We start from the raw sequence: 21087 nt of genomic DNA on the forward strand, positions 1-21087 counted from the left end.
CACCGGGTATAATGGCAGCCATGAATGCCGCCGCTCTCGCCGAAGAAAATCGTACTCTAAAGGCCACCCTGGCCCAGCGCGAGGCGCGCATCGAACGGCTGGAATTCGACCTGGCGCAGCTGAAGAAGCTGCTGTTCGGCGCCCGTTCCGAGCGACTGGCGACCCTCCCCGACATCGACCAACTGCCGCTGTGGGATGAGGTGCCCGAGGACGCCCCCGTCGCCAGTCCGGTGGCGTTCAAGACGGTGGTGGTGCAATCGCCCGCCAAGAATCAACCGAAGCGCACCGCACTGCCGGCGCATCTGCCGCGAGAGATCGTGGTATTGCCGTTGTCGGCACAAGACCGGCAGTGTCCTGCCTGCGGTGAGGAACGGCCGGTGATCGGCTACGAAAGCTCCGAACGCTTGGATTACGTCCCGGCGCAACTGAAGGTCGTGGAAACGCGGCGGGAAAAGTGCGCCTGCGCGAAGTGCCAAGGGCAGTTGACCACGGTACCGGCCCCGCCGCAAATCATCGAGCAGGGCATCCCTCTGCCGGGTCTTCTGGCACATCTGCTGATGGCCAAATACGGCTATCACCTGCCGCTGTACCGCATCGAGCAAATCTTTGCCCACCAGGGTGTCCCCATTGCCCGCACCACGTTGTGCGACTGGGTCATCCAGAGCGGCTGGCAGCTGCAGCCCTTGGTCGAGCGGATGCTGGCGTTGCTCAAGCAACAGCCGGTGATCTTCTCGGACGACACCACTGTGGCGGTGCAGGACCGCGGCAAGACGCGGGAAACCCGGTTTTGGGTATACGCCGGCCACTCGCCGCCCATCGTCGTCTATGACCACACCGAAACCCGGGCGGGCAAGCATCCCAAGGCCAAACTGGAAGGCTACAGCGGCTACCTGCAGGCGGACGCCTATGCCGGTTACGACCAGATCTTCGCCGCGGGCAAGGTCCTGGAAGTGGCGTGCTGGGCGCATGCGCGCCGCAAGTTCTTCGAGATTGCCCGACAGACCGAGAACGGCAAGCGCATCAGCGCCCATGAGGCCTTGGAGTACATCGGCCGGCTCTACGCCATCGAACGGGAGGCCAAGGAACAGCAACTCGACGCCGAAGGCACCCGAAAGCTACGGCAGGAACAGGCGCGGCCGATCCTGGCCGAGTTCAAGGCCTGGCTCGAAGACCGGCTGCGCCAGCTGGCGCCCAAGACCCCCACTGCCCAGGCCATCGGCTATGCCCTCAAGAACTGGCCGGCGCTGGAGCGCTATACCGAAGACGGTCGCCTGGAGATCGACAACAACCGGAGCGAACGGGCCATCCGCCCGCTGACCATCGGCCGCAAGAACTGGCTGTTCCTCGGCTCGCCCAAGGGCGGCCAGGTCGCCGCCACCGTCTTCAGCCTGATCCAGACCTGCAAGGAGCTGGGCATCAATCCGGAGGCCTATCTGAAGGATGTCCTCAACCGCCTGCCTTCCACCAAGCAGAAGGACATCGACAGCCTGCTTCCTCACAACTGCAAGCTGCCCGGGGCGTAACAAGCGACCACTTAACCGTTCGCCACTGCGACCACAAGTCCGGGTACCGCCGAACGCTTACTTCGGAACGAACACCGAACAGCCGTTTCTTCAGCTGCGCCAAGTCGAATTCCAGGCTCTCGATGCGAGCTTCACGCTGGGCCAGGGTGGCTTTCAGTGTGCGATTTTCTTCGGCGAGAACGGCAGCATTCATGGCGGTTATTATACCCTGCCGACCACCCCGAAACCCAGTGATCATGCGGGTTTCCGCCATCTTTCCTTCATCCGATCCGGCTCGCCCGGACCTCGCGAAAACGGGCCACCGACAAGTCCACGCCTTCCAGCAACAGCAGCAGTTCCGAGCGCGAAATCGCCCCATTCACGGGCTTGCGGAACCGGCCTTTTTCCAGCCGCTTGTACGCCAACCAGAAGCCGTGACGGTCCCACCACAGCAGCTTCACCTTGTCCCGGCCGCGGTTGAAAAACACGAACACCGAACCCGACAACGGCGAAGTCCTCAGGCTGCTCTCCACCGCCAGCGCCAGGCCATCAATGGACTTGCGCAGATCGCAGGGCTCGGCGACCACGTACACCGCCGGTGCACTCAGCAGCGTCGCCAGCATCACGCCGCCAGGGCCGCCACAACCTGCTTCAGCAAGGCGGCATCGAACCCGGGCTTCACCTCGATGCGAACGCCGCCCACCGATAACCACAGGCCGTCGCCGACCGCTTCCCCTTCCGTCACCCGGATCAGCGTCAGCGGCTCAACTGCATCGATCCGCCCCAAGCGCCGCCGCCAGTACATAAACGTGGCATAATCGACCGTCTCCCGACCACACCAAGCCCGTACCGACAACCCGCTTGCCGCCTGCCGCTCTTGCAGTTCACGCCAATACCTCTCTCGCTCTTGCTTCGTCACCGCCATCTCCACCTCTGTAGGATCATGGCGATACTGTGACTCGCGCGTTACGGCCGGGAAAGAATGCGGATGGCCGGACGCTTACCGCGTAACGGCCGGCTTTCGGCCGACGACCAGGAGGCCAACCGGCTCCACTCAAGCATCCGCGTGATCATCGAACACATCCTCTCGGGAATCAAGCGGTGCCGCGTCGTCAAAGACGTGTTCAGGAACACCAAGGAAGGCTACGACGATGTCGTCATTGAATTGGCCTGCGGCCTGCACAATTACAGGCGCTACTGCCGAAACCAGAGTTATTGATAGCCGGCCTTTTCCTCTGTTCCGGTTATGAAAGGTGGTTTCCGATAATGTCTAGTAATAAGGCTACGTTCACTGGTATGGCGAATAATTTGTACGATATAACGTTTTGTTAAATTATTTTATGCAGATTGCGGTATTGGTTTTCCACCAACTTTAAAATAATGGCGTAGTTTGAATTTTCTCCATACGCCCCTTGGTTCTGAAAAGAACGGGGTTATGAGTCGCTTATGTGGATAGAGCTCGACTTTCCAGGTGGTTTCACCGAAGAACTCAAAAGTCACTAAATTAGGTTGAACTATATCTAATAGCCTAAACTTTCCAGTACTATATGGCCAGACTAAAACCGCATGGTCCAGAACGTGATATTGTTTATCAAGAAGACTAATATTTAACGACTCTTCGTAGGGACAGTCATTTGTTGTGAAGACTAAATAGAACTCTTCATATTGAATACAGGCTTCAAATGTAGCCCCATCAATAAATGAATCAACCGCTTCTCCATTAACCAGGACTTGACTTTTAGGAGATTCTGTTTCCGTAGATTCAGAAACCAATTTTGTAGAAAATTCCTCTTGATCGAGCAGTTTCATCGTTTAACTCCTACCAAATAAAACCCACACCAAAAGCTGCTAAACCTCCACCAACAAAGGCTCCTACTGTGACGCAAACAGGTGCCCCAGGTCCACAGGCTAGACCTGCAAGCGCTCCACCCGCTATACCTCCACCAATTCCCGCCCCCGTAACAGCAACTTCCTTGCCTGCAGCATCAAACATGTTTTCTGCAGTTGCAACCGTATACACAGATAAAGCAATTGATAAAAATATCAGCCCTCTACCAGCATGAGAAAGCTTCTGCATCGCAACTGTTACTTTAGGCTCTGATTTACCCGCTGATTTCACTATCTCAGAGAAAACCTTATTTTGTTGCTGTACTGTCAGATTATCGAATCTGACTCCACCTCCATATAAATTTTGAGCTTTTTTAGCTACAAGATCGTTTAACGTTCTTCCTTGGCGCTTCATACTCTGGGCAATTGCTAATCCAACTGGAGTGCTTCTTGTTCTGATAACCTCCATAATCAGATTTCTGGCCTCATTTGCTTGTTGAGCTGCCTGTGCCCAGCTTATCTTTCCAGTAGATGCCATCATTCTTAATTCCGTTGACATCGCATGGATTTGCTTTGTATATGTCTGCCTCGCAGAGGAGTCTATTGTCAAATGAACTCCTATATTTGCAATTTCTGCTTCTAAGGCTCTGATTGCACTTTCAAAAAGTTCACGGTCTTTTAATTGATTACTTGTCACTTTTAACCTCCATTTACGTTCAATTCTGATCTAACGAGTTATCTAGTGTCTGTAAGAAAACTCGATTTTTTCATGGTTTTGCTGACTCACTGGGAGTCACGTCAGCCGTTTTTCGGTCCAGGCCAGCATTTTTTCCCGCCAGGCGCACTCCATGATGCCAATTTGCCATTTGGGGGCAAATTTTGGACGCACCTTTCCTGCACTTCGGGATTTTTCTGCCATCAGCCCTGTCTTTAGGCCGCTTTTTTATACGGCCCTCGTCGTCGATTCGCCGCTTGTTGTTCTTGCTCGCGTAAAACGGCTCCCAGGCGCTGAATGTTGCGCGCCACGACCGCGAGGGCAACATAGCGCTTGAAGCCGTCAATGCCATGATCGGGACATTTGTCCAGGCCATGCACACCGAGTGCATTGATTGCCGATTCAACAGCCGAGTGTTGGCGGCGCAGGCGGACAAATGTCGGGTCGGATTCGCGGACTTTGTCGGCTTCCGATAGCCGGCCTTTTTTCGGCAATATGACGTTTTCCAGGTGTTGCTTGAGCTCGACCTGATTACTTGGACTGTGAAAGCCCTTGTCCAAGCGGATGGCCGTTACTGCCGGAAAGCGGGTTTGGCTGTGTTCGACCAGGGACACGGCGATTTGATCGTCGGTGGTTTTTTCCATGACTTGATGGTGTAGGATGAAGCGGTGTTGATCTTCGACGACCGCCACCCGCAAGCCCAATTCGACCGGTACGCCCGCCTTGCCTTTGCTGATCCACTCGGTATGGGGCTGAAAAATGGAAAAGACTTTTTCGCCATGCGGAATGGTTTCACCTCGCGGGACGCGGCGACGAATCTGGTCGATCTGCCGCTCGGCATGCGCCAGGTAGGCATCAAGGTCTGCCAACATCGGTGTCGGTAGGCCATGCGCTTGGTTCAGGCGTTGCCGGGTAGCATGTGCCCGTTGCTGATAGGCTTCAGCTTGGTCGAGATAGGTCTGATAAGCCGTTTCGATTTGCGCCTGCTTGGCCTGCCGCTTGGCTTCATCTTGTGAGGTGGAATGCTTGAGCTTTTGAATCAGACGGTAGCTTTTCTTGAAACACCGCAAGTGATAAGCGCTTTGCCGCCATTCGGTCAAATCCAATGTATCGCAGAGTGCCGCACAGGTTTGAATGGCTTTGCGAATCGCATCCCACAGCAAGTTGGTATCGGTGGGGAAATGCACGTGGGTTTTGACCACAAAGGAATCAGCGCGGGCTTTGAGGCTTTCCTCGGCGTTTTTTTTAACAGCGAGTGCCCCGCGTTAACCACTTCCTGGTTGATGCGGTCCAATAGCTCGGGCGTGAACAAGCTGACGTTGTCCCGAATCGTCTGCAACTCGTACTCCTGCTCGTCCAGCCAATCGCTATGCCCCAGCATCTGCCGGATCGTCTTGTGTTGGTTGGCCAACTCTTGAATCCGGTCGTAATCCGCATCGAGACCCAAGCGCAGTACGCCCAACACCCGTATCTTCCACTGCTCCATGCCAGGCCGCCCGGTTTGGCGGTTGGCTTTGCCTTGCCCGTTCGCACGGTCAGGTATCATCTCTTCCAGAATGGCAAATACCCGCTGACGCAAGCTGACCTCGGTATAAATGTATTGCAGTCCACGCAGTAATTGAGGGATGTCATCGCGCGATTTGGGATCGAGGACGATGGCGGCAATATCGGTTTCACCGAATTTGAGTTGTGGCTGAATGACGGTACGCATACGATTTCGGGTAACGAAGATTTTGGTTTTGAGGTGGTTGCAGGCTGATTTTCGCCCGAAATAGGGCAAAACTGGTGTCAGAACAACACATCTTCGTGCTGCGAAATAATTATAATACATTGATAGTTATGACTTTAATTGATTTCCGTTCAGGCACTATCTAGGAGCTTGTCGGACCATAAAATTGGCGACCCAAATTTTTTGGAGCGAGCCTTTCAGGGACAGTTACAGCAAATTTAAATTTTTGCGATTACTTAACAGGCTGTTGATTTTCTCGGCCCCGGAAGCCGCATAAATTCGTTGGATGGAGCGCCTAAAATAGGCATAAACGATTGTTTGTCATGGCAAAATAATATCATTTCAAGATACTTTGGACTCTTTCATGCGCGGCGCCGACATCACCCAGCAAGAACTCTTCAGCTACCGAACCTTGGAAGACCGGATTCCCAAGGATCATCCCCTTCGGAAGCTCCGGGCCGTGGTCGACATTCTGCTGACCACGCTGGACTCGGAATTTGATGCCCTCTATGCCCGGACCGGCCGGGAGTCGATTCCGCCGGAGCGGCTGCTGCGCGCCAGTCTCATCCAAGTCTTGTTCTCTGTCCGCTCCGAGCGGCAGTGGGTCCAGCAGATCGAATTCAATCTTTTGTACCGCTGGTTTGTCGGGCTGCCCCTGGATGCCGAGGTCTGGGACCACTCCACCTTCAGCGCCAACCGGGATCGGTTGCTGAACGAGCGGATTTCCCGGCTGTTTTTCGAGCGGGTCGTGTTGCTGGCGGAATGGCAGGACCTTTTGTCGGACGAGCATTTCTCGGTGGACGGCACGCTGATCCAGGCGTGGGCCTCCATGAAGAGCTTTGTGAAAAAGGATGGCAGTTCTCCCCCGCCGGAGGCCGGTGGCCGGAATCCCACGGTTGATTTCAAGGGCGAAAAGCGCGCCAACGCAACCCACGCCTCGACCACGGATCCGGAGGCCCGCCTTTACAAGAAAAGCGAAGGGGATAAAGCCCAACTGTGCTTCATGGGCCATGCCCTGATGGAAAACCGGACCGGCCTGGTCGTGGATGTCGAGGTGACGCACGCCACCGGCACGGCGGAACGGGACGCGGCCAAGATCATGATCGGTCGCACCGTCACGAAGCCCGGCGCGACGGTCGGGGCGGACAAGGCTTACGACGTGCCGGAGTTCGTGCAAGCTCTCCGGGAGCAGCGGGTCACGCCGCATGTCGCCCGGAAGGAAAAAGGCTCCGCCATCGATGGCCGCACCACCCGACACCCCGGCTACCGGACCAGCCTGAAGAGGCGCAAGCGGGTGGAAGAAATCTTCGGGTGGTCGAAGACCGTGGGCGGGTTACGCCAGACCCGGTTCCGGGGTTTGAAGAAGGTGGCGGCCCAGACCGTGTTCACGTTCGCCGCCTACAACCTGACCCGGTTGGGTGGGCTGTTCGGCTGGCGATGGTCGACGGCCTAGGCGGGCGTCTGCCCAAAATTCGCCGAAAGGCGGCAAGAACCCCCAAGCGGGGGGATGAAAACCGGCTAGAACCGGGATTTCAGAGCTAAAAGGACCTTCAGCACTAAAAATTAAGCCGCCGATAAGGGGTAAAGCCGAAGGCATGGAGGCGAATTTCAACAGCCTGTTAAGGTCGAAAGGTGAACATCACCTTGGAGTCGTGTCATGAAAGCTTACTCACTCGATCTGAGAATCCGGATGTTCAGCTACGCCCTGACGCACAGCGTGCGCAAGACGGCCGCGCTGTTCCGGGTCAGCCCGAACACCGTTCACGTGCTTAAGAAGCTCTTCATCGAAACCGGCCAATTGGCCCCGAAGCCCAGCCATGCCGGCCGTCCGCGCGCCATCTCCGCCGAGGGCGAGCTGTACTTGCAGGCCCTGCTCCGCGAGGAGGTGGACCTCACCCTGGAGGAACTCCGTGAACGCTATGCCGACACCTATGGCGTCACCGTCAGCGTCGGCACGATGTTCAACACCCTCCGGCGTCTCCGGATCACGCGAAAAAAAAGTCCACCGACGACCCCCAGAAGAACCGCCCGGAGCATCAAGCCCAAACCGACCACGATCACCACGTCGTCGATGCCATCCCCTTCGACCAGCGCCTCTACCTCGATGAAACCGGTGCCCGTCTGAACATGACCTTGCCTTATGGCCGCGCCCCACGGGGTGAACGCGTGATCGACGAACAGCCGGTGTCGCCCGGCGAGACCGTGAACACCGTCGCCGTGTTGACCGAGCAAGGCCCGGACGCCCAGTGGTGCTATCAAGGCCCGCTGACCGCGGCACGTTTCGTGGCGTATCTCGACGTCTCTGTGCTGCCGCTGTTGCTCGCCGGCAAGACCCTGATTCTCGACCGCCATCCGGTCCACCGGGCGCGCGTTGTTCGGGCGTTTCTGGACCGGCATCACGTCCGTTATGTCTACCTGCCGCCGTACTCATCGGAACTCAATCCGAGTGAGGAAGCGTGGTCCAAAGTCAAACACGTGCTTAAACGCGAGAAGCCACGCACCGTGGACCACCTCCTCGACATCCTTCACCGAGCCGCCCAATCCATGACCCCGAATGATGCTCAAGGGTATTTCCAACAGGCCGAGGACTTTTCTTTAGTAACCGTCTGAAATTGAAAACGCTGTATGTCGGGAAGGGATTCCCGACCTACCATGCTGATGTGCGCCTGTTCTAACACAGATTTGGTAAGGCATCACGACAGTCTTTTTTACACAGATATCTTTTATTAACGGATTCGTTATATAGATATCCCGCGCCTGCGGGGAATATTTTCCATTGTAGAAGATGTCCGTCGATTTTTATCGATCCATGATAGTTACATGGAAAAATGATGGCTTCATCACCAAATTCGTATTCGTTGACCTCATCCGCGGTAGAAAAATAGGTTGCAACATTCTCTTTGGTTAACGTAAATGAATTACACAATTCGTAGCCGGGAGAGCTCTTATCTACCTCCTTTTCGATTGACACAACATCGATATGCCTGCCATGCTCCGCAGCCTGACGGGATGGCGAGCACGCAATCAAGAGTAACGCTAAGATCATGCTGTGTTTCATCGTATCACTCCAGAAAATAGATACTGGAGCAGTTGTGCACCCTCTGATACTTCCTTCCTAGCTATTGCACCATGAGCATAAACATCTGATTTTATGTCTAGATTATACTCTTTGGCTAGTATTTCAACTAGCCATTTCAGTGATTTAAGTTGCTGCGGAGTGGGTTTTTCAAATGATTTTTCAGACGGTAAAAATTTTCCAACGACTTCGATGCCGATGGAATCGGTATTAGATGGATATCTAAGAGGATACGATTTATTGGTTTCATGGCGCGACAAGTTTCTCGCTCGTTGGCCAAACCCAATTCCTTTTTCGTGTATTAACGCGAATATTGTCTTTAATTCTTTTGGATTACAGTTTTTTTCGATTTGGCAACGAGGCAATAATATACCGACGTGCCAACAAGCTTTAAGCATGCTTGCTGTCTGGTAAATATTGCCAGATTAGTCTATTAGAAAATGCGCGCCAGCCTTTTTTCCTTTGGCATAAGCATCCAATGTTCCATTCGCGGTTGTTGAATCTGTACGATGTAATACAAGTGATTTGACTTATGTTTTGGTGTTCGATGGAGGAATATGTTTTTATTTCCACTCCTTCGGCCATGAGTTTGCCGTTTTCAATTTTCGGTTTTTTCTTTTCCTTCAGAGGCAATGATTTAGTGTCTTCAATTTTGGCCATTGGTTTTTCCTTTATTTTGAACACAATCTGAAGCCATAACTCGGTGACTGCCAGAAGAGATGGCGCTGTGATGGAGCGCCTAACTCTATCCATCGCTTTACTGCTGTGCGCTTCTTATGCCCCAAATGGGCTGGTATTGCTTCGGCCATTAAAGGGCAGTTATCAGTAAGCACATATCAGTAAGAGTTATTGATAGAAAAACATTTTTAACTCAAGTCAGGATATTATTCTGATTTAGCTGCCGAAACGATAGCAATCTGTCCTCCATGCCATTAGGGTATAGGCATAGCGAAGAAGCTCAATAGACCTCCAAAGAGATTGGAGGTTTGGAATCACTCTGAGATTGGTATGCATTAATAATGTCATCCTTTGTTAGGACCAGGAGTTTTGAGCGTCCAATCTCTGGACCTACGAAAAGCTTATATGACACATAAAACTCAATTGTCTTGTATTCGTCCTTGAGTAAATCGACTATACGCCTTCCTTGGTAATCGAGCTTTAGATCGCGAAAAAAGAACGCCGAGTAGCTGTACATGCCTTGAGATTTGGCCTGCTTATCGACTCTTTCCAACAGAAGAAATTCATGCGGTTTCTCCTCAATGGCACCCATACCAACCTCCATCAATCTCTCGCCGTTAGGAAGGACAACAGTCCCTCTAAACTGGAGTATGGCTTCGTCAAGGGCTGCCAAGTCTCTTTGTGATTCCAGATCAAGCACGAGGTACTTGCCGATATCACCTAGCGCTTGTCCGTAACTATCATAAAGTTGAACCGGAATGACGGTAAGGTCTTTATAGGCGATATCGATATCTCGAACACACCCCAAAAGAGACAATGTCGATAATATCAGAGCACATTTATATGCAATGTTATGGATATATTGCTTCATTAGCACCCCATTTCCCTCAAACTTCCGCGATACCATAAACTTATTGAGCTTCTGTGTTATACCACGGGCTCGCCACAAGTTTTTGACGGTCGGTGGACAATCTGCCGGCTCATCCAACATAATTCGCTCTGTCCAACGCTATAATTCCGATCAAAGCATTCCCTAGCTAGTTACCACCCATTTCGATCTATTAACAACCAAAGAGTCCATTTTTTGGCGTGCTATGGTATACATTCCCCATGCGTTAGCATGATCCAAGTTGCAGGAAATATTTACGGCATTGCGCTGTGCTCCAAGCTGACCGCCGATTGTTGCAATAGCATCGCTAAGAGTATGTGATGGCAGAGGAGTTGTGAGAGTAGACAAAAGGCCACCGATCAAATTTCCAGCTACGGGAATAGTGCTTATATAATCCAATAAACCCTGTGCCTGATAAATATTAACCCAATAACGAAAGTTTTTGACAGGTAAGAAGGGGAACAGTGAAACCGGGTCTAAAGTAATCAATTCATTAACAAGAATTCCCTCTTTTTCTAGGCTATTTGTTAAATCCATGGCTGCTGCTCCACCCCAACTATGACCTGTAAGATTCAAAGTAAAAACTTCGTTATTCTTTGCCAGCCTAATTATATTCATGAGTAAACGATCCTTTTCTTCGTGGCCGCCATAATAAGTAACAATATCTTTATTGGCACTCGCACGATTCATGCGTACCCTATCCATAATCTGAGTACTTCCAATTATTTTTGAGGCAATATCATTGTTATCAGAAGCGCCGCCAATAAAGTATTCAATTATCATTGATAAATTCCTTTATTGTTGTTAGGATAATAAATTAGGTTAGACATTCAGGCTATTATTCAGGTAATTAAACCAGAGTCGTGGGGCCGTCGCTGCAGAGGTTATGTTCGGGTCCTTAGGGTAAAGGGCAAGCCCACCGCATCCGATGTGCGCTGGCAAATCGTCTCCCATACGGCGAGTTCCCGTACAAGACATTCAGACGCCGCTTGTCACCCTTCCGCTGTCCCCGTTTTTGCACCGTGAAGGCCACCGCGCCCCTAACCCAGGTTCGAGTGTGCCGCCGGGGTACACGATATTCGGATTGACCTCCAGAATGGCTGCAATAGCCTTCGGCGCGCATCCGCACCACCGTTTTGCTTGACGTCTCTTCATGCTTGTGAAGCGTCATGTACCCTTTAGTTGCCGGATCAATATAAGTCTCCCAACTTGGCAGTGGATGAGCTGAATCTGCGGAAGGTGCGATGTTTTGGGCTTTACCAAATTTCACGAAGATCAACGGGGAATGTAAGCCGCGGAGAGTATCTGCCCCGTTGCGGCGTCGATCTCGAAGAGCGATTTGCTGCCCAACATGCCCGCGCTGGTCTCGATCTCGAAGCGACCCGAGCGACCTAACCAACCGGGGCGGTACTCGATCCACACCGGCTCGCCGAACGGCCAGCCGTTCTCTTCGGCGCGCTTGCGAGCGATCTCAAGAGCAGTGTCGTTGTCAATCATGGTCGGAAATGGGTCCGATTGAAATTGGCACCTTGAGCGGTGATAGCCGCATTGCTTTTCCTATCCAATCAGTAGATGACATACGCGCAATTTCAGCGCTGGTCAGCATTTATAACTCCTCCGGCAATCAGCGGCCTCGTGTGGGGACCGTTTTGGCGGACGTCACAGCGCCAGTCTCCCGTTCCTTGGTGTTGCCGATACATCCGAGCGTGCCCTTGATTCCATCGGTATTGCGAATCCAGGGCAGCAAGCAGCATCGGCACCCGGCGTAAAAAATGACAGGATTGAGTATAGCTGGATGGCAGATACAAGCTTGGTGTACCCGGATGGCATCCTGCGAATGTCCGACACGACGAGCTCAGGCGCAACGGCCCAACAACAATCTATCCAGCGCCCTCTCGATCCACCCGAAGCCAATCCGTTCCTGTTCGAGGCGGAGGCAAGGACGGATGCGGTTGTCGCGGAGGTCGTCGTAAAGCGCTTGTTCCTCGCGGGTGAGGCGGGGAAGATCGCGGCGGACCGGCTGGGGTTCGGTCACCCATTGGGACGGGTGGGCCATGAGGGTTTCGCGGTCCATCAGGAAGGATTCGGCGTCGGGAAGATGGGCGCGAAGCTGGTCCAGGATGGCGACGTCGTGGGTATCGATGTCGCCCCAGTAGTGGACTGCGCAGCGGTACGGCTGGGTGCCTGATCCTATTCGTCGCTTTACCGCTGTGCGCTCCCTCTGCCCCAAATGGAGTGGTACAAGTCCGCCATTTGGCAGTGGATAAGTTCAGTCTGCCAAAGGCGCGAAGCTTTGGGCTCTACCAAATTTCACGAAGATCAACGGGGAATGTAACCCTCGGAGAGGATTTTCCCGGTTGCGGCGTCGATCTCGAAGCGTGCATTACCACCTTTTTTGCCCCAATTGGTCGTGATTTCGAAGCGCTTCGAGCCGCCGAACCATCCGACGCGATGCACGACGTTCACAGGTTCGGTGAATCTCCAGCCATTCTCTTCGGCCCGCTTGCGAGCGATTTCAAGAGCAGTGTCATTGTCAATCATGGTTGGGAATGGGTCCTATTGAAATTGACACCTTGAACAAGGCTCCGCCAAGTGTGATTCTGCCAATCAGGATACCTTCACTGGCCAAGTCGGAGATTGTCATATAGCCGGCATTCAGCGGAAAGCGGTATGCACCGAGCGCCTGGGCAAGGCCATGTACCCGAAGTTGGCCATAACCTTCAGCCAGAGCCTCCTCCAAGTACCGCAACAGCGCCGATCGGGAATAAGCGGACATATTGAGTTCTGCACGGATTTGCCGGAGAGGGCCGGTGCGGGGTGAAAAGTAGCGATGGACAAGTTCGTGGAAGAGGGTTACGCGCTGTTCGGTTAGGGACTGATTACGGGAAATGGTGATCATCCCATAGGCATCGGTCTCGCCCACACCGCCAAGAGGTCTAGTCGTCCGCGACAAGCGAAGCTGGTTTCCGGCCGGAGGAGGCGCACCCACGTAAATCCTCGGTTGCATTTGGGGACGTCCGCGCGAAACGACCGTTCGTGTAGGGCGACGCAGCAACAGCGCTTGTATGGTAGATATCCCGAGCAATGTGGCCGCTTGAGCGAAATGGCGGCCGGCTCGTTCCAGGTCGGCCTCGGAGCGTGCGTCAATTGCACCGGTCGCGAAGTCGTAGAATTCACTCGATCCCTCGAACACGGCAAAACCGAGTGAAATAAAACCTGCCCCCAGAAGGATGAGATCGACGATTTCACCTACGCCAAAGAAGTGAGAGCCGGCCCACACCGCGAGCGTACCGGTTACGATCGTCAGAGTTTCCGGCGTGAGCATGGACTCGACGACGGTGCGGGCTCCGGCAGGCACATGCGGCAGTGATAGCCGCATTGCCTCTCCCATTCGGTCAGTGGGTGACATACGTGCAATCTCTGTACTGGTCAGCATTTATTCCTCTGTCTGCAATCAGTCGATAAAACATAACGAGTTGCCGCTTCGCGGCCTCCGGTATGTGAGTGTCTCGGCGAATGTCCTCCGATCTTGAGTTTAGTCGGTACGCCGTGTCGTTAGAATCTGACGAGAGACCGATTTGCTGTAAGTATTGGCTGATTTTTTGTCGGTTTGGACGTACACGATGTTGGAAACCTATTGGCGTTGACTGGTCGACCCCTCCCATCTTGTCGGCACTCTTCCGGCAACTGCCCGGTTCCCGTCGCGGGTTTTGTCATGTCCGCAAGAAACAGAGGGTGTCGGCGAGGCTCTCAAAATGGCGGGATGTTGTCGCCGGAAACCTACCGGAATCGCAATCTATCCAGCGCCCTCTCGATCCACCCGAAGCCGATCCGTTCCTGTTCGAGGCGGAGGGCTGGACGTATACGGTTGTCGCGAAGGTCGTCGTAAAGCGCTTGCTCCTCGCGGCTAAGGCAGGAGAGATCGCGGCGGACCGGCTGGGGTTCGGTCACCCATTGGGACGAGTGGGCCATGAGCGTTTCGCGGTCCATCAGGAAGGATTCGGCATGGGGAAGATAAGCCCGCAGTTGGTCCAGGATAGCGAAGCCGTGAGTGTCGATGTCGCCCCAGTAGTGGATCCTGCAGCGGTGCAGCCATGAAGCTTGAGCCAGCCTATCGAATCCGTAGCCGGCACCGAATACGACCATGCTGCGGGGCAGGTTCGGGAAGGCGAGGAAGTTGATCTCGTTTTCGGTGATGAAGACCCGGTCAACTTTGGCGTCCAGCAGGGCGAAGGTGTCGTGGTCCAGGGTGATGTCCTGGTCGGTGGTGCCGGGTAGTAAGGCCAGCTCGGGATCGAGAATGCGGAAACGGATTCGGGTGGGTTTGTCGCGAAATCCGTAGCGGCGGCAGAACTGGCCGAGGCCGGCGGCGTCGGCGTCGATCGCGTCGGGCGGCAGGCTGAGCTCCAAAAGTTCCGACAACAGCGCGCGATGGGATTCGATGAACTTGGTATGGACGCCCGGAATGTCGATTTGCCGGAGATAAACGCCGGGGCGCGGGTGGGCCCGTATCCAGTCGACGATGTCGAGCAGCAGCGGCCAGCGGTCGGCCAGTTCCAGGGCTTTGAGAGAATGCCTGGCCAGCCAGGGGAGCGCCGAGGGCCGGCGGTTTCGGGTGATCGCCGCCAGTTGAGCGAAGCGCTCGGCGTCACGGCGTTTTCCGATCAGGGCCAGCGCATCGTCCAGCGTGTCGATCCAGATTTCGTCGGGAACCCGGTTCGCGCCGAGGATGCGGTGCCGAACCTCGCGCATCACCACCCGGTAGTGAGAACCGCGCCTGAGATCGGCGATCCAGCTTCGGCCTTGATCGAAGCGGTCGGTAAGTTCGGAGGAAGAAGGTCCCTTGAGCGTCAGTCGGCGCGGGAACACAGTCTCGCCGCCGGCCAGGCTGGCCAGGATCAGGCCTTTGTCCCACAGTTTTTGCACCTGGGCGCGGAGGTCGGCGGGCGTGGTCCAGGTCATGCTCGACTCGTATTCGATTCAAGTGCGTCACCCCGGCAGGGATTGCCGGGGTCCAGATTACAGGGATGTAGACGCCTCGCCATCCTTGGCTCCTAGATTCCGGCAATCCATGCCGGAATGACGGTGTTGGGGACTTGGGTAGGCACTGTGTCCGATGGGGTAGAGTTCCTAAGATTTCTTAGCTGGATGGAACGGCGTCACGCCCTGGCCCTCGCCTTTTCCGCGCGGTAGTCCTCGATGGTGAGGTTGCGCAGCTTGGAGGCGCGGCCGTCCTCGTTGTGGACGAAGCCGACGCTGGCGACGAAGGGTTCAATGATGTGGATTTTCTGCAGCGGCGTGACGATCAGGAGTTGCAGGTTGAGCTGCTGGAACAGTTTCAAGCCGTACTGGGCGGATTCGTCGGAGCCGCGGCCGAAGGCTTCGTCGATGACCACGAAGCGGAAGGAACGGGAGCGCACCGCGCCCCATTCCAGGCCAAACTGATAGGCCAGGCTGGCGGCCAAGATGGTGTAGGCGAGTTTTTCCTTCTGTCCGCCCGATTTGCCGCCCGAGTCCGAGTAGTGCTCGTGTTCGGTTCCGTCGGCGCGCCAGCGTTCCGAGGCGGCGAAGGTGAACCAGTTGCGGACGTCGGTGACCCTCGCCGTCCAGCGCCGATCCATGTCGGCCTGTCCTTCGCGCCCGCGGAAACGCTCGATGATGTCCTTCACTTGCAGGAATTTCTCTTCGGAGTATTGGGCGTCGTCCGAACCCGTCAACGCGCCTTCGGTGCATTTGCGCAAGGCGGCCTGGAAGTCGCGTAGGTCGTTGTCCTGGGAGAGCTGCGCTTCCAGCACGATGTAGCGGCCGGGGTTGTAGTCGATCTGATTGAGCGAGGCGTTGATCTGGGCGATCCGCTCCTTGATGGTCTCCCGCTCGCGGTTCAGTTGCGACTGGAAATTGGCGACCTCGCGGATGGTGTTTTCGTTGAGCAGTTCCTTGAAGCGCGCCTCGAAGCGGGGCAGGTCGTCGGCCTCCAGTTTCGCGAGCATCTCGCGGTATTCGTGGGCGGCTTCGATGCTGACGTCCACGTCCTGGGTTTCCAGCTTGAACTCTTCCTTGTATTCGGCCATGGCCTTGATGATCTTGTCGCGCAGACGGCTGAGCTTGCCATCCTCCGCATCGATGCGCCCTTGCAGCCATTTGCGCATGTCCTGTTCGCGCGGGTCGCAGTTTTCGACTTCGAGGCGATGTTCGCCCAGGGCTTCCGCCCGCATCGCGTCCAGCGAAAGGAAGCGGGCCGTGTGGACGGCATTGGCCGGGTCGTCGAGCATGGCTTGGATTTGCGCGCGCAAGGCCTCGGCATCGTTCCTCCTCTGTACGGCTCGCGCTCGATCGTCCCTGCGTTCGATGAGCCGGCGTTCGGTTTCTTCCAGAGCGAGCACCACGGCGTTCAGCCGTTCGCCGAGTTGCTTGAGCACGTCCGAAGCCGCTTCGAGCCGGCGTTTTTCATCTTGCAGCCGGGCTACTTCGCTCGCCAGGGGCCGCCAGTCGAGTTCGCGGAAGTCGCGGTAGACCTCGAGTTTGGACAGCGTTGTGAGCCGCGCGCGGATCGCCTTTTGTTCGGCGTCGAGAGCGGCGAGGCGGCTGCCCAGTTCGCCCAGCCGGGTTTCGATCTGCCGTGCCCTGGATTCGAGGGTGGCGATCTTGGCGGCGTTGGACCAGCCGAGCACGTAGCGGCTGCGGTCGTCCAGGCGGTGCCGGTCGTCCTTTTCGTGGCGCTCGCCAAGCGCCTTGATCTGGCCGGCGCGGGTAATGGCCTTGGGCTCGCGGCGGAATTGCTCCTGCGTGGCGCAGCAGGCGTAGTCGAAGCGGTGGGCGAGTTCGCGTTCCAGCCAGTCGTAAAAGGCCGAATCGGGCTTGACGGCGAGCTTGTGCACCAGCGAGTCGCGGTCGAGGCTGGGCAGCTCGCCGCGCTGGCTTTCCCTCACTCGGAAGTAAACCAGTCGCCCCTTGAGATGGGTACGGTCCACCCATTCCGCGACGCGGGCGTAATGCACATCCGGCACCAGCATGGACAGGCCGAAGTTGCGCAGCAGCCGTTCCGCTGCGCCTTCCCATTCGCGCTCGTCCTCGCGCACCTGGATCAGCTCGCCGGCGAAAGGCATGTCGTCCTCGGACAGGTTCAGCGCCTGGCACAGGGCGGCGCGCATGGCGATCTGCTGGGCGTCGATATTGCTGCGGCGGGCCTTCAGGCTCTCGATCTCGTCCGTCAGTGCCTTGTGTTCCTCCCGGCCTTGGGCGAAGGCAAAGTGCACTTCGTTTTGCTCGTTCTGGAGCTCCGCTTCGCGGGCGTCGGTTTGCTCCTGTAGGGCGGCGAATTCGCGTCGCTGGACGAGAAAGGCGTCGTCGTCCTCAGGCGGAACGAGGTCCAGGGATCGCGCCAGTTCGGCGTAGTCCTCGGCCTTCTTGCGCCGCCGCGCTTGCTCTTCCTCTTTCTGGCGGATTTCCTCGCCGATCCGCTCGATGCGGTCGCCGCCGTTCTCGGCGATGCTGCGCCGAAGTTCCCTCTCCTCGGCCTGTTGCCCTTGCTTTCGTTCTTCCAGCCGCGCCACCTGCGTATTGAGCCGCACCAGTTCGTCATCGAGCGCAGCGATGCGTTTTTCCAGCAGGCCGAGTTTCAGACGTGCGAAGTAAGGTTTGAGCGCCTCGCGGCAGGCTCGCAGTTCCTCGCAGCGGGCGGCGATTTCCGTATGTCGGTCGCAATCGGCCACCAGCGGCGTGAGCAGTTCCACCTGACGCTTGGCCTTGAGTACCGCTTCGTGGGCGCGGTTGAGGTCGTCGAAGTGGGCGATCAGGGCGGTGATGCGCGGGGCGACATCGAAGGGCTCCAGCATGTGGCTGCGCACGAAGTCGGTCAGATTCCCCACAGATTTCATCGAAACAGTTTGGTGAAACAGTTCCAGCGCCTGTTCGTTGTCGATGCCGAAGCGGCGGCGGAACCAGGCGCCGTAAGGCGGGAAGCTGTCGAAGATTTCGACCCCCGAGTTGCGCAACCGTTTGCGCAAGGCACTGATGTCCGATCCGAAATGGGCGAAGTCCTGGGCGATGGATAGCGCGCGTTCGGCGCCGACGAAAAAGCGCGCGGGTTGTCCCAGCGGCTCTTTCATCCAGAACACCTGAGCCAGGGTCACGGTCTGGTCGTAGCCAGCGTTATGAAACACGCCAAGAATCACTGAGTAGCAGTTGTGGTCGCGCAGGGCGACCGGCTTGGCGGAGCCGGTCGTGTCGCTGCGCTCGGACTTGTAATGGCCCAGCACGTAGGAGCGCAGGGTGCGTTCCCTGGTGTCGGCTCCGGCCGCCTTGTTGTAGGCGATGCGGTGGGCCGGCACCAGCAGCGTGGTCACGGCGTCGACCAGGGTGGACTTGCCCGAACCGATGTCGCCGGTGAGTAAGGCATTCTTGCCGTCGAGATGCAGCGTCCACACCCGGCCGTCGAAAGTACCCCAGTTGAACACTTCCAGGCGGTGCAGGCGGTAGCCGGTGAGCGTGTCGTCGCCGATGAAATCCAGACTCAGCGTTTCCATGTCAATCATTGTCTCGGTTGTCTTGTCGGTTCTCGAGCAGATGTGCCTTGTAGGCGTCCAGCCGCTGATCGAACTCCGCCAGCCATTGCGCGTCGATGAAGGCCTTGAGAATGCGGCGCACCTCGAACATCGCTTCCTGCCCGGCAGCCGGCTTCAGGCGGCGCAGAAAACCGAGTTCCACAATCTTGTTGAGATACGCGTCGACCTGGTCGATCAGTCTGGCCTCGTTGCTGCCCTCGGGCAGGAACACCCGGATCAACTCAACCGCCTCGCCGCGCGAGATCACCAGGCGGGTGTCGCCGCCGCTGGCGTCGAATTCGGCCAGTTTCTTGCGGAGCAGCGCTAGCAGCAGGCTGACCGGGAAAGAAAGCGGACGCCGAGCAATCAGACGCGGCGTCTTGGCCTTGGCCTCGTCCTCGTCGTCGGCACGCGAGCGTAGGAAAGCGTAGCCTTCGGCTTCGTCCAGCATCAGCTCCAGCCCGAGCACGGTCACGTAGTCGCGCACGCGGCCCTGGAGATTGAGCAGCGCGTTCCACAGCGCCGGGTCGCTTTCCTGGTAGATCACGCCCTTCAGCAGCGGCACCACCAGGGCCGAGAGCTCAGGCGCGGCATTGTTCGGCGTTTCGATGTCTTGTTCCGCCATTGTTATCTCACAAAAATCACCCGCGGCAGCCGGGCCTGTTTCATGCGTCCATCGTCGCCGTACTGCCAGACGATGATCTCGGTCACCTCTTCGTCCACCACGGACTTGAAGGTTTCGCCCGCCAGTTGCAAGTAGGCGACGAGTTCGGCAAGCCCCTGCTTTAAGGGGCGCTTCTCGCACAGCTCACTCAAGGTGATTTGCGAGCGTTCCTGCAAGGCGTGGCGGATGTGGCGCGACAACGCCGTTTTGTCGACGACCACCTGAGAGAACAGCGCGGCGGCGTCCACCTCGGCGTCGCCCGTTTCCAGTGCCAGATCGGCGATGCGCGGCTTGATCGGGGGAACGTAGAGCGGCCTTTCCATGGGCAGCTCGATAGTCGCGGCAGTATCGGCGACAGTCATGATGTCGCCCGCGGGCGGCGAGTCGCGCAGTTCCAGCGCCTTGGCCTCGATGTTGCGCAGGATATCCATGATGCGCTGGTTCTCGAGCCAGGCTTTGTCGTCCAAGAAGCGGCGCAACTGCTGTGAAAGCTGGGCGACCGTGCGCTGGGTGTGCTCGCCCGCTTCCAGCCAGTCGTAGTGAATGCGGCGGGTGCGGGCGTCCGGCCGGAGTTCGGCCACCGGCGGCAGGTTCAGCACCCGATCCAGCAGTTCCGTCAGTTCCTCCTGGCGGCGGCTGGACATGAGGAAGTCCCAGAAGGCGCGGAAGCTCCGGCCCTGATCCGAGTCGGCGATGGCGTCGCGCTCGCCCATGATTTCTTCCAGCAGCGCGCCCTTGCCGCCGTCCCACAGGGCGATGCGCTCCCGCACCCGACGGTCCAGCGCGCGGAAATTGTGCTCGACTTCGCGGAAATCGGTGAGGAGTTCCCGTGCCAGCGCCATGAATTGCTGGAAGCGGTCCTTGAGCGCCGTGTCGTCCAGCAGGGGAATGTCGCCGGACAGGACGCGCGCGATCTCGGCGTCGATCTCGTCACGACGTCTCTGGAGTTCCGCGATGCGCGCCTCGGGGTCGGTTTCGGAGCCTTCGCTCATCTGCTTGAGCAGCTCGAACAAGGTAAGCAGCCGCGATTCGGTACCGACGAACGCCCGTTCGGTCAACGTGCCCAGCCAGGCGATCGCCTTTTCGGTGGAAGGCGTCAGATCGAAATGCGGTTCATCCGAACCTTGCACGTAAAACTTGCGCAGCCAGGCTTTGTCGTTGCTAGCCCAGTCGTTCAGGTATTCAAGCGCAGACTTAGGAAATGCTTCCTCACCCAGGCGCTCGCGCAGTCCGAACAGCTCATCCTCCAGCGCTTCCGCTAGATCCGACTGTGCTATCGTCCGCATATTGGGCGCGACGAACACGCGATGTAGGAAACTCGCCACCAGCGGCGCGTGATCCGAGCGCAGCAAGCGCCAGGCGGGGTGGTTCTGGCGGAGGAGGTCAAGGGTGTTGAAATCCAAACTCATGTCTACAGGCCGTGAAAGCGCTCGATCAATGGCTGCAGTTCGGTGGGACTGCCGG

24 protein-coding genes are annotated in these 21087 nt (G+C 56.7%); 5 read left to right on the forward strand and 19 right to left on the reverse strand.

The annotated features are described in order from the left end of the window. Positions 1-11 precede the first annotated feature (11 nt). Positions 12-1523, forward strand: a complete 1512-nt coding sequence (gene tnpC / locus sS8_RS17865; RefSeq protein ID WP_119628671.1) for an IS66 family transposase — start codon at positions 12-14, stop codon at positions 1521-1523. Between the two features lie 260 nt (positions 1524-1783). Here tnpC and tnpB read toward each other — a convergent pair whose 3' ends face one another. Next, positions 1784-2125, reverse strand: a complete 342-nt coding sequence (gene tnpB / locus sS8_RS17870; RefSeq protein WP_119630945.1) for an IS66 family insertion sequence element accessory protein TnpB — start codon at positions 2123-2125, stop codon at positions 1784-1786. Continuing rightward, complete coding sequence (tnpA, locus tag sS8_RS17875; RefSeq protein WP_119630946.1) at positions 2125-2427, reverse strand: IS66 family insertion sequence element accessory protein TnpA; 303 nt, start codon at positions 2425-2427, stop codon at positions 2125-2127. Before tnpA ends, tnpB begins: the two co-directional genes overlap by 1 nt. Positions 2428-2490: 63 nt before the next feature. Here tnpA and sS8_RS17880 point away from each other — a divergent pair, with 63 nt between their 5' ends. Further along, entirely contained in the window at positions 2491-2721 is a 231-nt protein-coding gene (locus sS8_RS17880) for a transposase family protein (protein WP_170161147.1), read from the forward strand. A 119-nt stretch (positions 2722-2840) separates the two neighbouring features. Here the strand turns inward: sS8_RS17880 and sS8_RS17885 are convergent, their stop codons facing one another. From sS8_RS17885 to sS8_RS17895, 4 genes are all read right to left on the reverse strand, one after another. Beyond that, positions 2841-3311, reverse strand: coding sequence for a hypothetical protein (locus sS8_RS17885; RefSeq protein WP_119630948.1), 471 nt, complete (start codon positions 3309-3311; stop codon positions 2841-2843). A 10-nt stretch (positions 3312-3321) separates the two neighbouring features. Next, positions 3322-4026, reverse strand: a complete 705-nt coding sequence (locus sS8_RS17890; RefSeq protein ID WP_179952380.1) for a hypothetical protein — start codon at positions 4024-4026, stop codon at positions 3322-3324. Between the two features lie 96 nt (positions 4027-4122). Beyond that, positions 4123-4248 carry a hypothetical protein gene (locus tag sS8_RS29610; RefSeq protein ID WP_269461469.1) on the reverse strand — a complete coding sequence of 42 codons (126 nt, stop codon included), beginning with the start codon at positions 4246-4248 and terminating at the stop codon, positions 4123-4125. A gap of 11 nt (positions 4249-4259) precedes the next feature. After that, a protein-coding gene (locus sS8_RS17895; protein ID WP_232020349.1) for an ISNCY family transposase occupies positions 4260-5755 on the reverse strand; the annotation gives its coding sequence in 2 pieces (ribosomal slippage) (positions 4260-5299 and positions 5299-5755; 1497 coding nt in all). Positions 5756-6137: 382 nt separating this feature from the next. Between sS8_RS17895 and sS8_RS17900 the strand changes: the two genes are divergently transcribed. The 3 genes from sS8_RS17900 to sS8_RS17910 all read left to right on the forward strand — a co-directional run bounded on the left by sS8_RS17900 (position 6138) and on the right by sS8_RS17910 (position 8383). After that, positions 6138-7226: an IS5 family transposase gene (locus sS8_RS17900; RefSeq protein WP_119629512.1), complete on the forward strand. Its 1089-nt coding sequence runs from the start codon at positions 6138-6140 to the stop codon at positions 7224-7226. Positions 7227-7430: 204 nt separating this feature from the next. Then, the gene (locus sS8_RS17905; RefSeq protein ID WP_119630950.1) at positions 7431-7898 is read left to right on the forward strand and encodes a helix-turn-helix domain-containing protein; all 468 of its coding nucleotides are present in this window, start codon (positions 7431-7433) and stop codon (positions 7896-7898) included. Positions 7899-7900: 2 nt separating this feature from the next. Beyond that, positions 7901-8383 carry a transposase gene (locus sS8_RS17910; protein WP_119630951.1) on the forward strand — a complete coding sequence of 161 codons (483 nt, stop codon included), beginning with the start codon at positions 7901-7903 and terminating at the stop codon, positions 8381-8383. A gap of 61 nt (positions 8384-8444) precedes the next feature. Here the strand turns inward: sS8_RS17910 and sS8_RS27745 are convergent, their stop codons facing one another. From sS8_RS27745 to sS8_RS17960, 13 genes are all read right to left on the reverse strand, one after another. Further along, positions 8445-8831, reverse strand: a complete 387-nt coding sequence (locus sS8_RS27745) for a hypothetical protein (RefSeq protein ID WP_145986589.1) — start codon at positions 8829-8831, stop codon at positions 8445-8447. Further along, a complete protein-coding gene (locus sS8_RS28760; protein ID WP_197716565.1) occupies positions 8828-9247 on the reverse strand; it encodes a peptidoglycan recognition protein family protein in 420 nt (139 codons plus the stop codon). Before sS8_RS28760 ends, sS8_RS27745 begins: the two co-directional genes overlap by 4 nt. Next, on the reverse strand, positions 9240-9509 hold the full coding sequence (locus sS8_RS28765; RefSeq protein ID WP_197716566.1) for a hypothetical protein: 270 nt from the start codon (positions 9507-9509) through the stop codon (positions 9240-9242). Before sS8_RS28765 ends, sS8_RS28760 begins: the two co-directional genes overlap by 8 nt. Positions 9510-9807: 298 nt before the next feature. Beyond that, entirely contained in the window at positions 9808-10518 is a 711-nt protein-coding gene (locus tag sS8_RS17920) for a hypothetical protein (RefSeq protein ID WP_119630952.1), read from the reverse strand. Positions 10519-10560: 42 nt separating this feature from the next. Beyond that, positions 10561-11199 (reverse strand): hypothetical protein, encoded by a 639-nt coding sequence (locus sS8_RS27750; protein WP_145986591.1) that lies wholly within the window; start codon positions 11197-11199, stop codon positions 10561-10563. Positions 11200-11691: 492 nt separating this feature from the next. Further along, a complete protein-coding gene (locus tag sS8_RS17925; RefSeq protein ID WP_119630953.1) occupies positions 11692-11913 on the reverse strand; it encodes a hypothetical protein in 222 nt (73 codons plus the stop codon). 358 nt (positions 11914-12271) lie between these two features. Continuing rightward, positions 12272-12646, reverse strand: coding sequence for a DUF2220 domain-containing protein (locus sS8_RS17930; protein ID WP_232020350.1), 375 nt, complete (start codon positions 12644-12646; stop codon positions 12272-12274). A gap of 89 nt (positions 12647-12735) precedes the next feature. Continuing rightward, positions 12736-12957: a PepSY domain-containing protein gene (locus tag sS8_RS17935; RefSeq protein ID WP_119630955.1), complete on the reverse strand. Its 222-nt coding sequence runs from the start codon at positions 12955-12957 to the stop codon at positions 12736-12738. Then, a complete protein-coding gene (locus sS8_RS17940) occupies positions 12950-13852 on the reverse strand; it encodes a M78 family metallopeptidase domain-containing protein (protein WP_119630956.1) in 903 nt (300 codons plus the stop codon). Before sS8_RS17940 ends, sS8_RS17935 begins: the two co-directional genes overlap by 8 nt. Positions 13853-14196: 344 nt before the next feature. Further along, positions 14197-15378 carry a DUF3322 domain-containing protein gene (locus sS8_RS17945; RefSeq protein WP_119630957.1) on the reverse strand — a complete coding sequence of 394 codons (1182 nt, stop codon included), beginning with the start codon at positions 15376-15378 and terminating at the stop codon, positions 14197-14199. Positions 15379-15575: 197 nt separating this feature from the next. Then, positions 15576-18941 carry an ATP-binding protein gene (locus tag sS8_RS17950; protein WP_232020351.1) on the reverse strand — a complete coding sequence of 1122 codons (3366 nt, stop codon included), beginning with the start codon at positions 18939-18941 and terminating at the stop codon, positions 15576-15578. Position 18942: 1 nt separating this feature from the next. Next, the gene (locus tag sS8_RS17955) at positions 18943-19584 is read right to left on the reverse strand and encodes a DUF4194 domain-containing protein (RefSeq protein WP_119630959.1); all 642 of its coding nucleotides are present in this window, start codon (positions 19582-19584) and stop codon (positions 18943-18945) included. A gap of 2 nt (positions 19585-19586) precedes the next feature. Continuing rightward, complete coding sequence (locus sS8_RS17960; RefSeq protein WP_119630960.1) at positions 19587-21032, reverse strand: DUF3375 domain-containing protein; 1446 nt, start codon at positions 21030-21032, stop codon at positions 19587-19589. Positions 21033-21087: the final 55 nt, after the last annotated feature.

Source organism: Methylocaldum marinum (assembly GCF_003584645.1).
Lineage (GTDB): Bacteria > Pseudomonadota > Gammaproteobacteria > Methylococcales > Methylococcaceae > Methylocaldum > Methylocaldum marinum.

What these genes read in the sequence shown, in the direction of transcription:
- tnpC (WP_119628671.1), top strand. Translation starts at nt 12, where the DNA reads ATGGCAGCCATGAATGCCGCCGCTCTCGCCGAAGAAAATCGTACTCTA.
- tnpB (WP_119630945.1), bottom strand. Translation starts at nt 2,125, where the DNA reads ATGCTGGCGACGCTGCTGAGTGCACCGGCGGTGTACGTGGTCGCCGAG.
- tnpA (WP_119630946.1), bottom strand. Translation starts at nt 2,427, where the DNA reads ATGGCGGTGACGAAGCAAGAGCGAGAGAGGTATTGGCGTGAACTGCAA.
- sS8_RS17880 (WP_170161147.1), top strand. Translation starts at nt 2,491, where the DNA reads ATGGCCGGACGCTTACCGCGTAACGGCCGGCTTTCGGCCGACGACCAG.
- sS8_RS17885 (WP_119630948.1), bottom strand. Translation starts at nt 3,311, where the DNA reads ATGAAACTGCTCGATCAAGAGGAATTTTCTACAAAATTGGTTTCTGAA.
- sS8_RS29610 (WP_269461469.1), bottom strand. Translation starts at nt 4,248, where the DNA reads ATGGCAGAAAAATCCCGAAGTGCAGGAAAGGTGCGTCCAAAATTTGCC.
- sS8_RS17900 (WP_119629512.1), top strand. Translation starts at nt 6,138, where the DNA reads ATGCGCGGCGCCGACATCACCCAGCAAGAACTCTTCAGCTACCGAACC.
- sS8_RS17905 (WP_119630950.1), top strand. Translation starts at nt 7,431, where the DNA reads ATGAAAGCTTACTCACTCGATCTGAGAATCCGGATGTTCAGCTACGCC.
- sS8_RS17910 (WP_119630951.1), top strand. Translation starts at nt 7,901, where the DNA reads ATGACCTTGCCTTATGGCCGCGCCCCACGGGGTGAACGCGTGATCGAC.
- sS8_RS27745 (WP_145986589.1), bottom strand. Translation starts at nt 8,831, where the DNA reads ATGAAACACAGCATGATCTTAGCGTTACTCTTGATTGCGTGCTCGCCA.
- sS8_RS28760 (WP_197716565.1), bottom strand. Translation starts at nt 9,247, where the DNA reads ATGCTTAAAGCTTGTTGGCACGTCGGTATATTATTGCCTCGTTGCCAA.
- sS8_RS28765 (WP_197716566.1), bottom strand. Translation starts at nt 9,509, where the DNA reads ATGGCCAAAATTGAAGACACTAAATCATTGCCTCTGAAGGAAAAGAAA.
- sS8_RS17920 (WP_119630952.1), bottom strand. Translation starts at nt 10,518, where the DNA reads ATGTTGGATGAGCCGGCAGATTGTCCACCGACCGTCAAAAACTTGTGG.
- sS8_RS27750 (WP_145986591.1), bottom strand. Translation starts at nt 11,199, where the DNA reads ATGATAATTGAATACTTTATTGGCGGCGCTTCTGATAACAATGATATT.
- sS8_RS17925 (WP_119630953.1), bottom strand. Translation starts at nt 11,913, where the DNA reads ATGATTGACAACGACACTGCTCTTGAGATCGCTCGCAAGCGCGCCGAA.
- sS8_RS17935 (WP_119630955.1), bottom strand. Translation starts at nt 12,957, where the DNA reads ATGATTGACAATGACACTGCTCTTGAAATCGCTCGCAAGCGGGCCGAA.
- sS8_RS17940 (WP_119630956.1), bottom strand. Translation starts at nt 13,852, where the DNA reads ATGCTGACCAGTACAGAGATTGCACGTATGTCACCCACTGACCGAATG.
- sS8_RS17945 (WP_119630957.1), bottom strand. Translation starts at nt 15,378, where the DNA reads ATGACCTGGACCACGCCCGCCGACCTCCGCGCCCAGGTGCAAAAACTG.
- sS8_RS17950 (WP_232020351.1), bottom strand. Translation starts at nt 18,941, where the DNA reads ATGGAAACGCTGAGTCTGGATTTCATCGGCGACGACACGCTCACCGGC.
- sS8_RS17955 (WP_119630959.1), bottom strand. Translation starts at nt 19,584, where the DNA reads ATGGCGGAACAAGACATCGAAACGCCGAACAATGCCGCGCCTGAGCTC.
- sS8_RS17960 (WP_119630960.1), bottom strand. Translation starts at nt 21,032, where the DNA reads ATGAGTTTGGATTTCAACACCCTTGACCTCCTCCGCCAGAACCACCCC.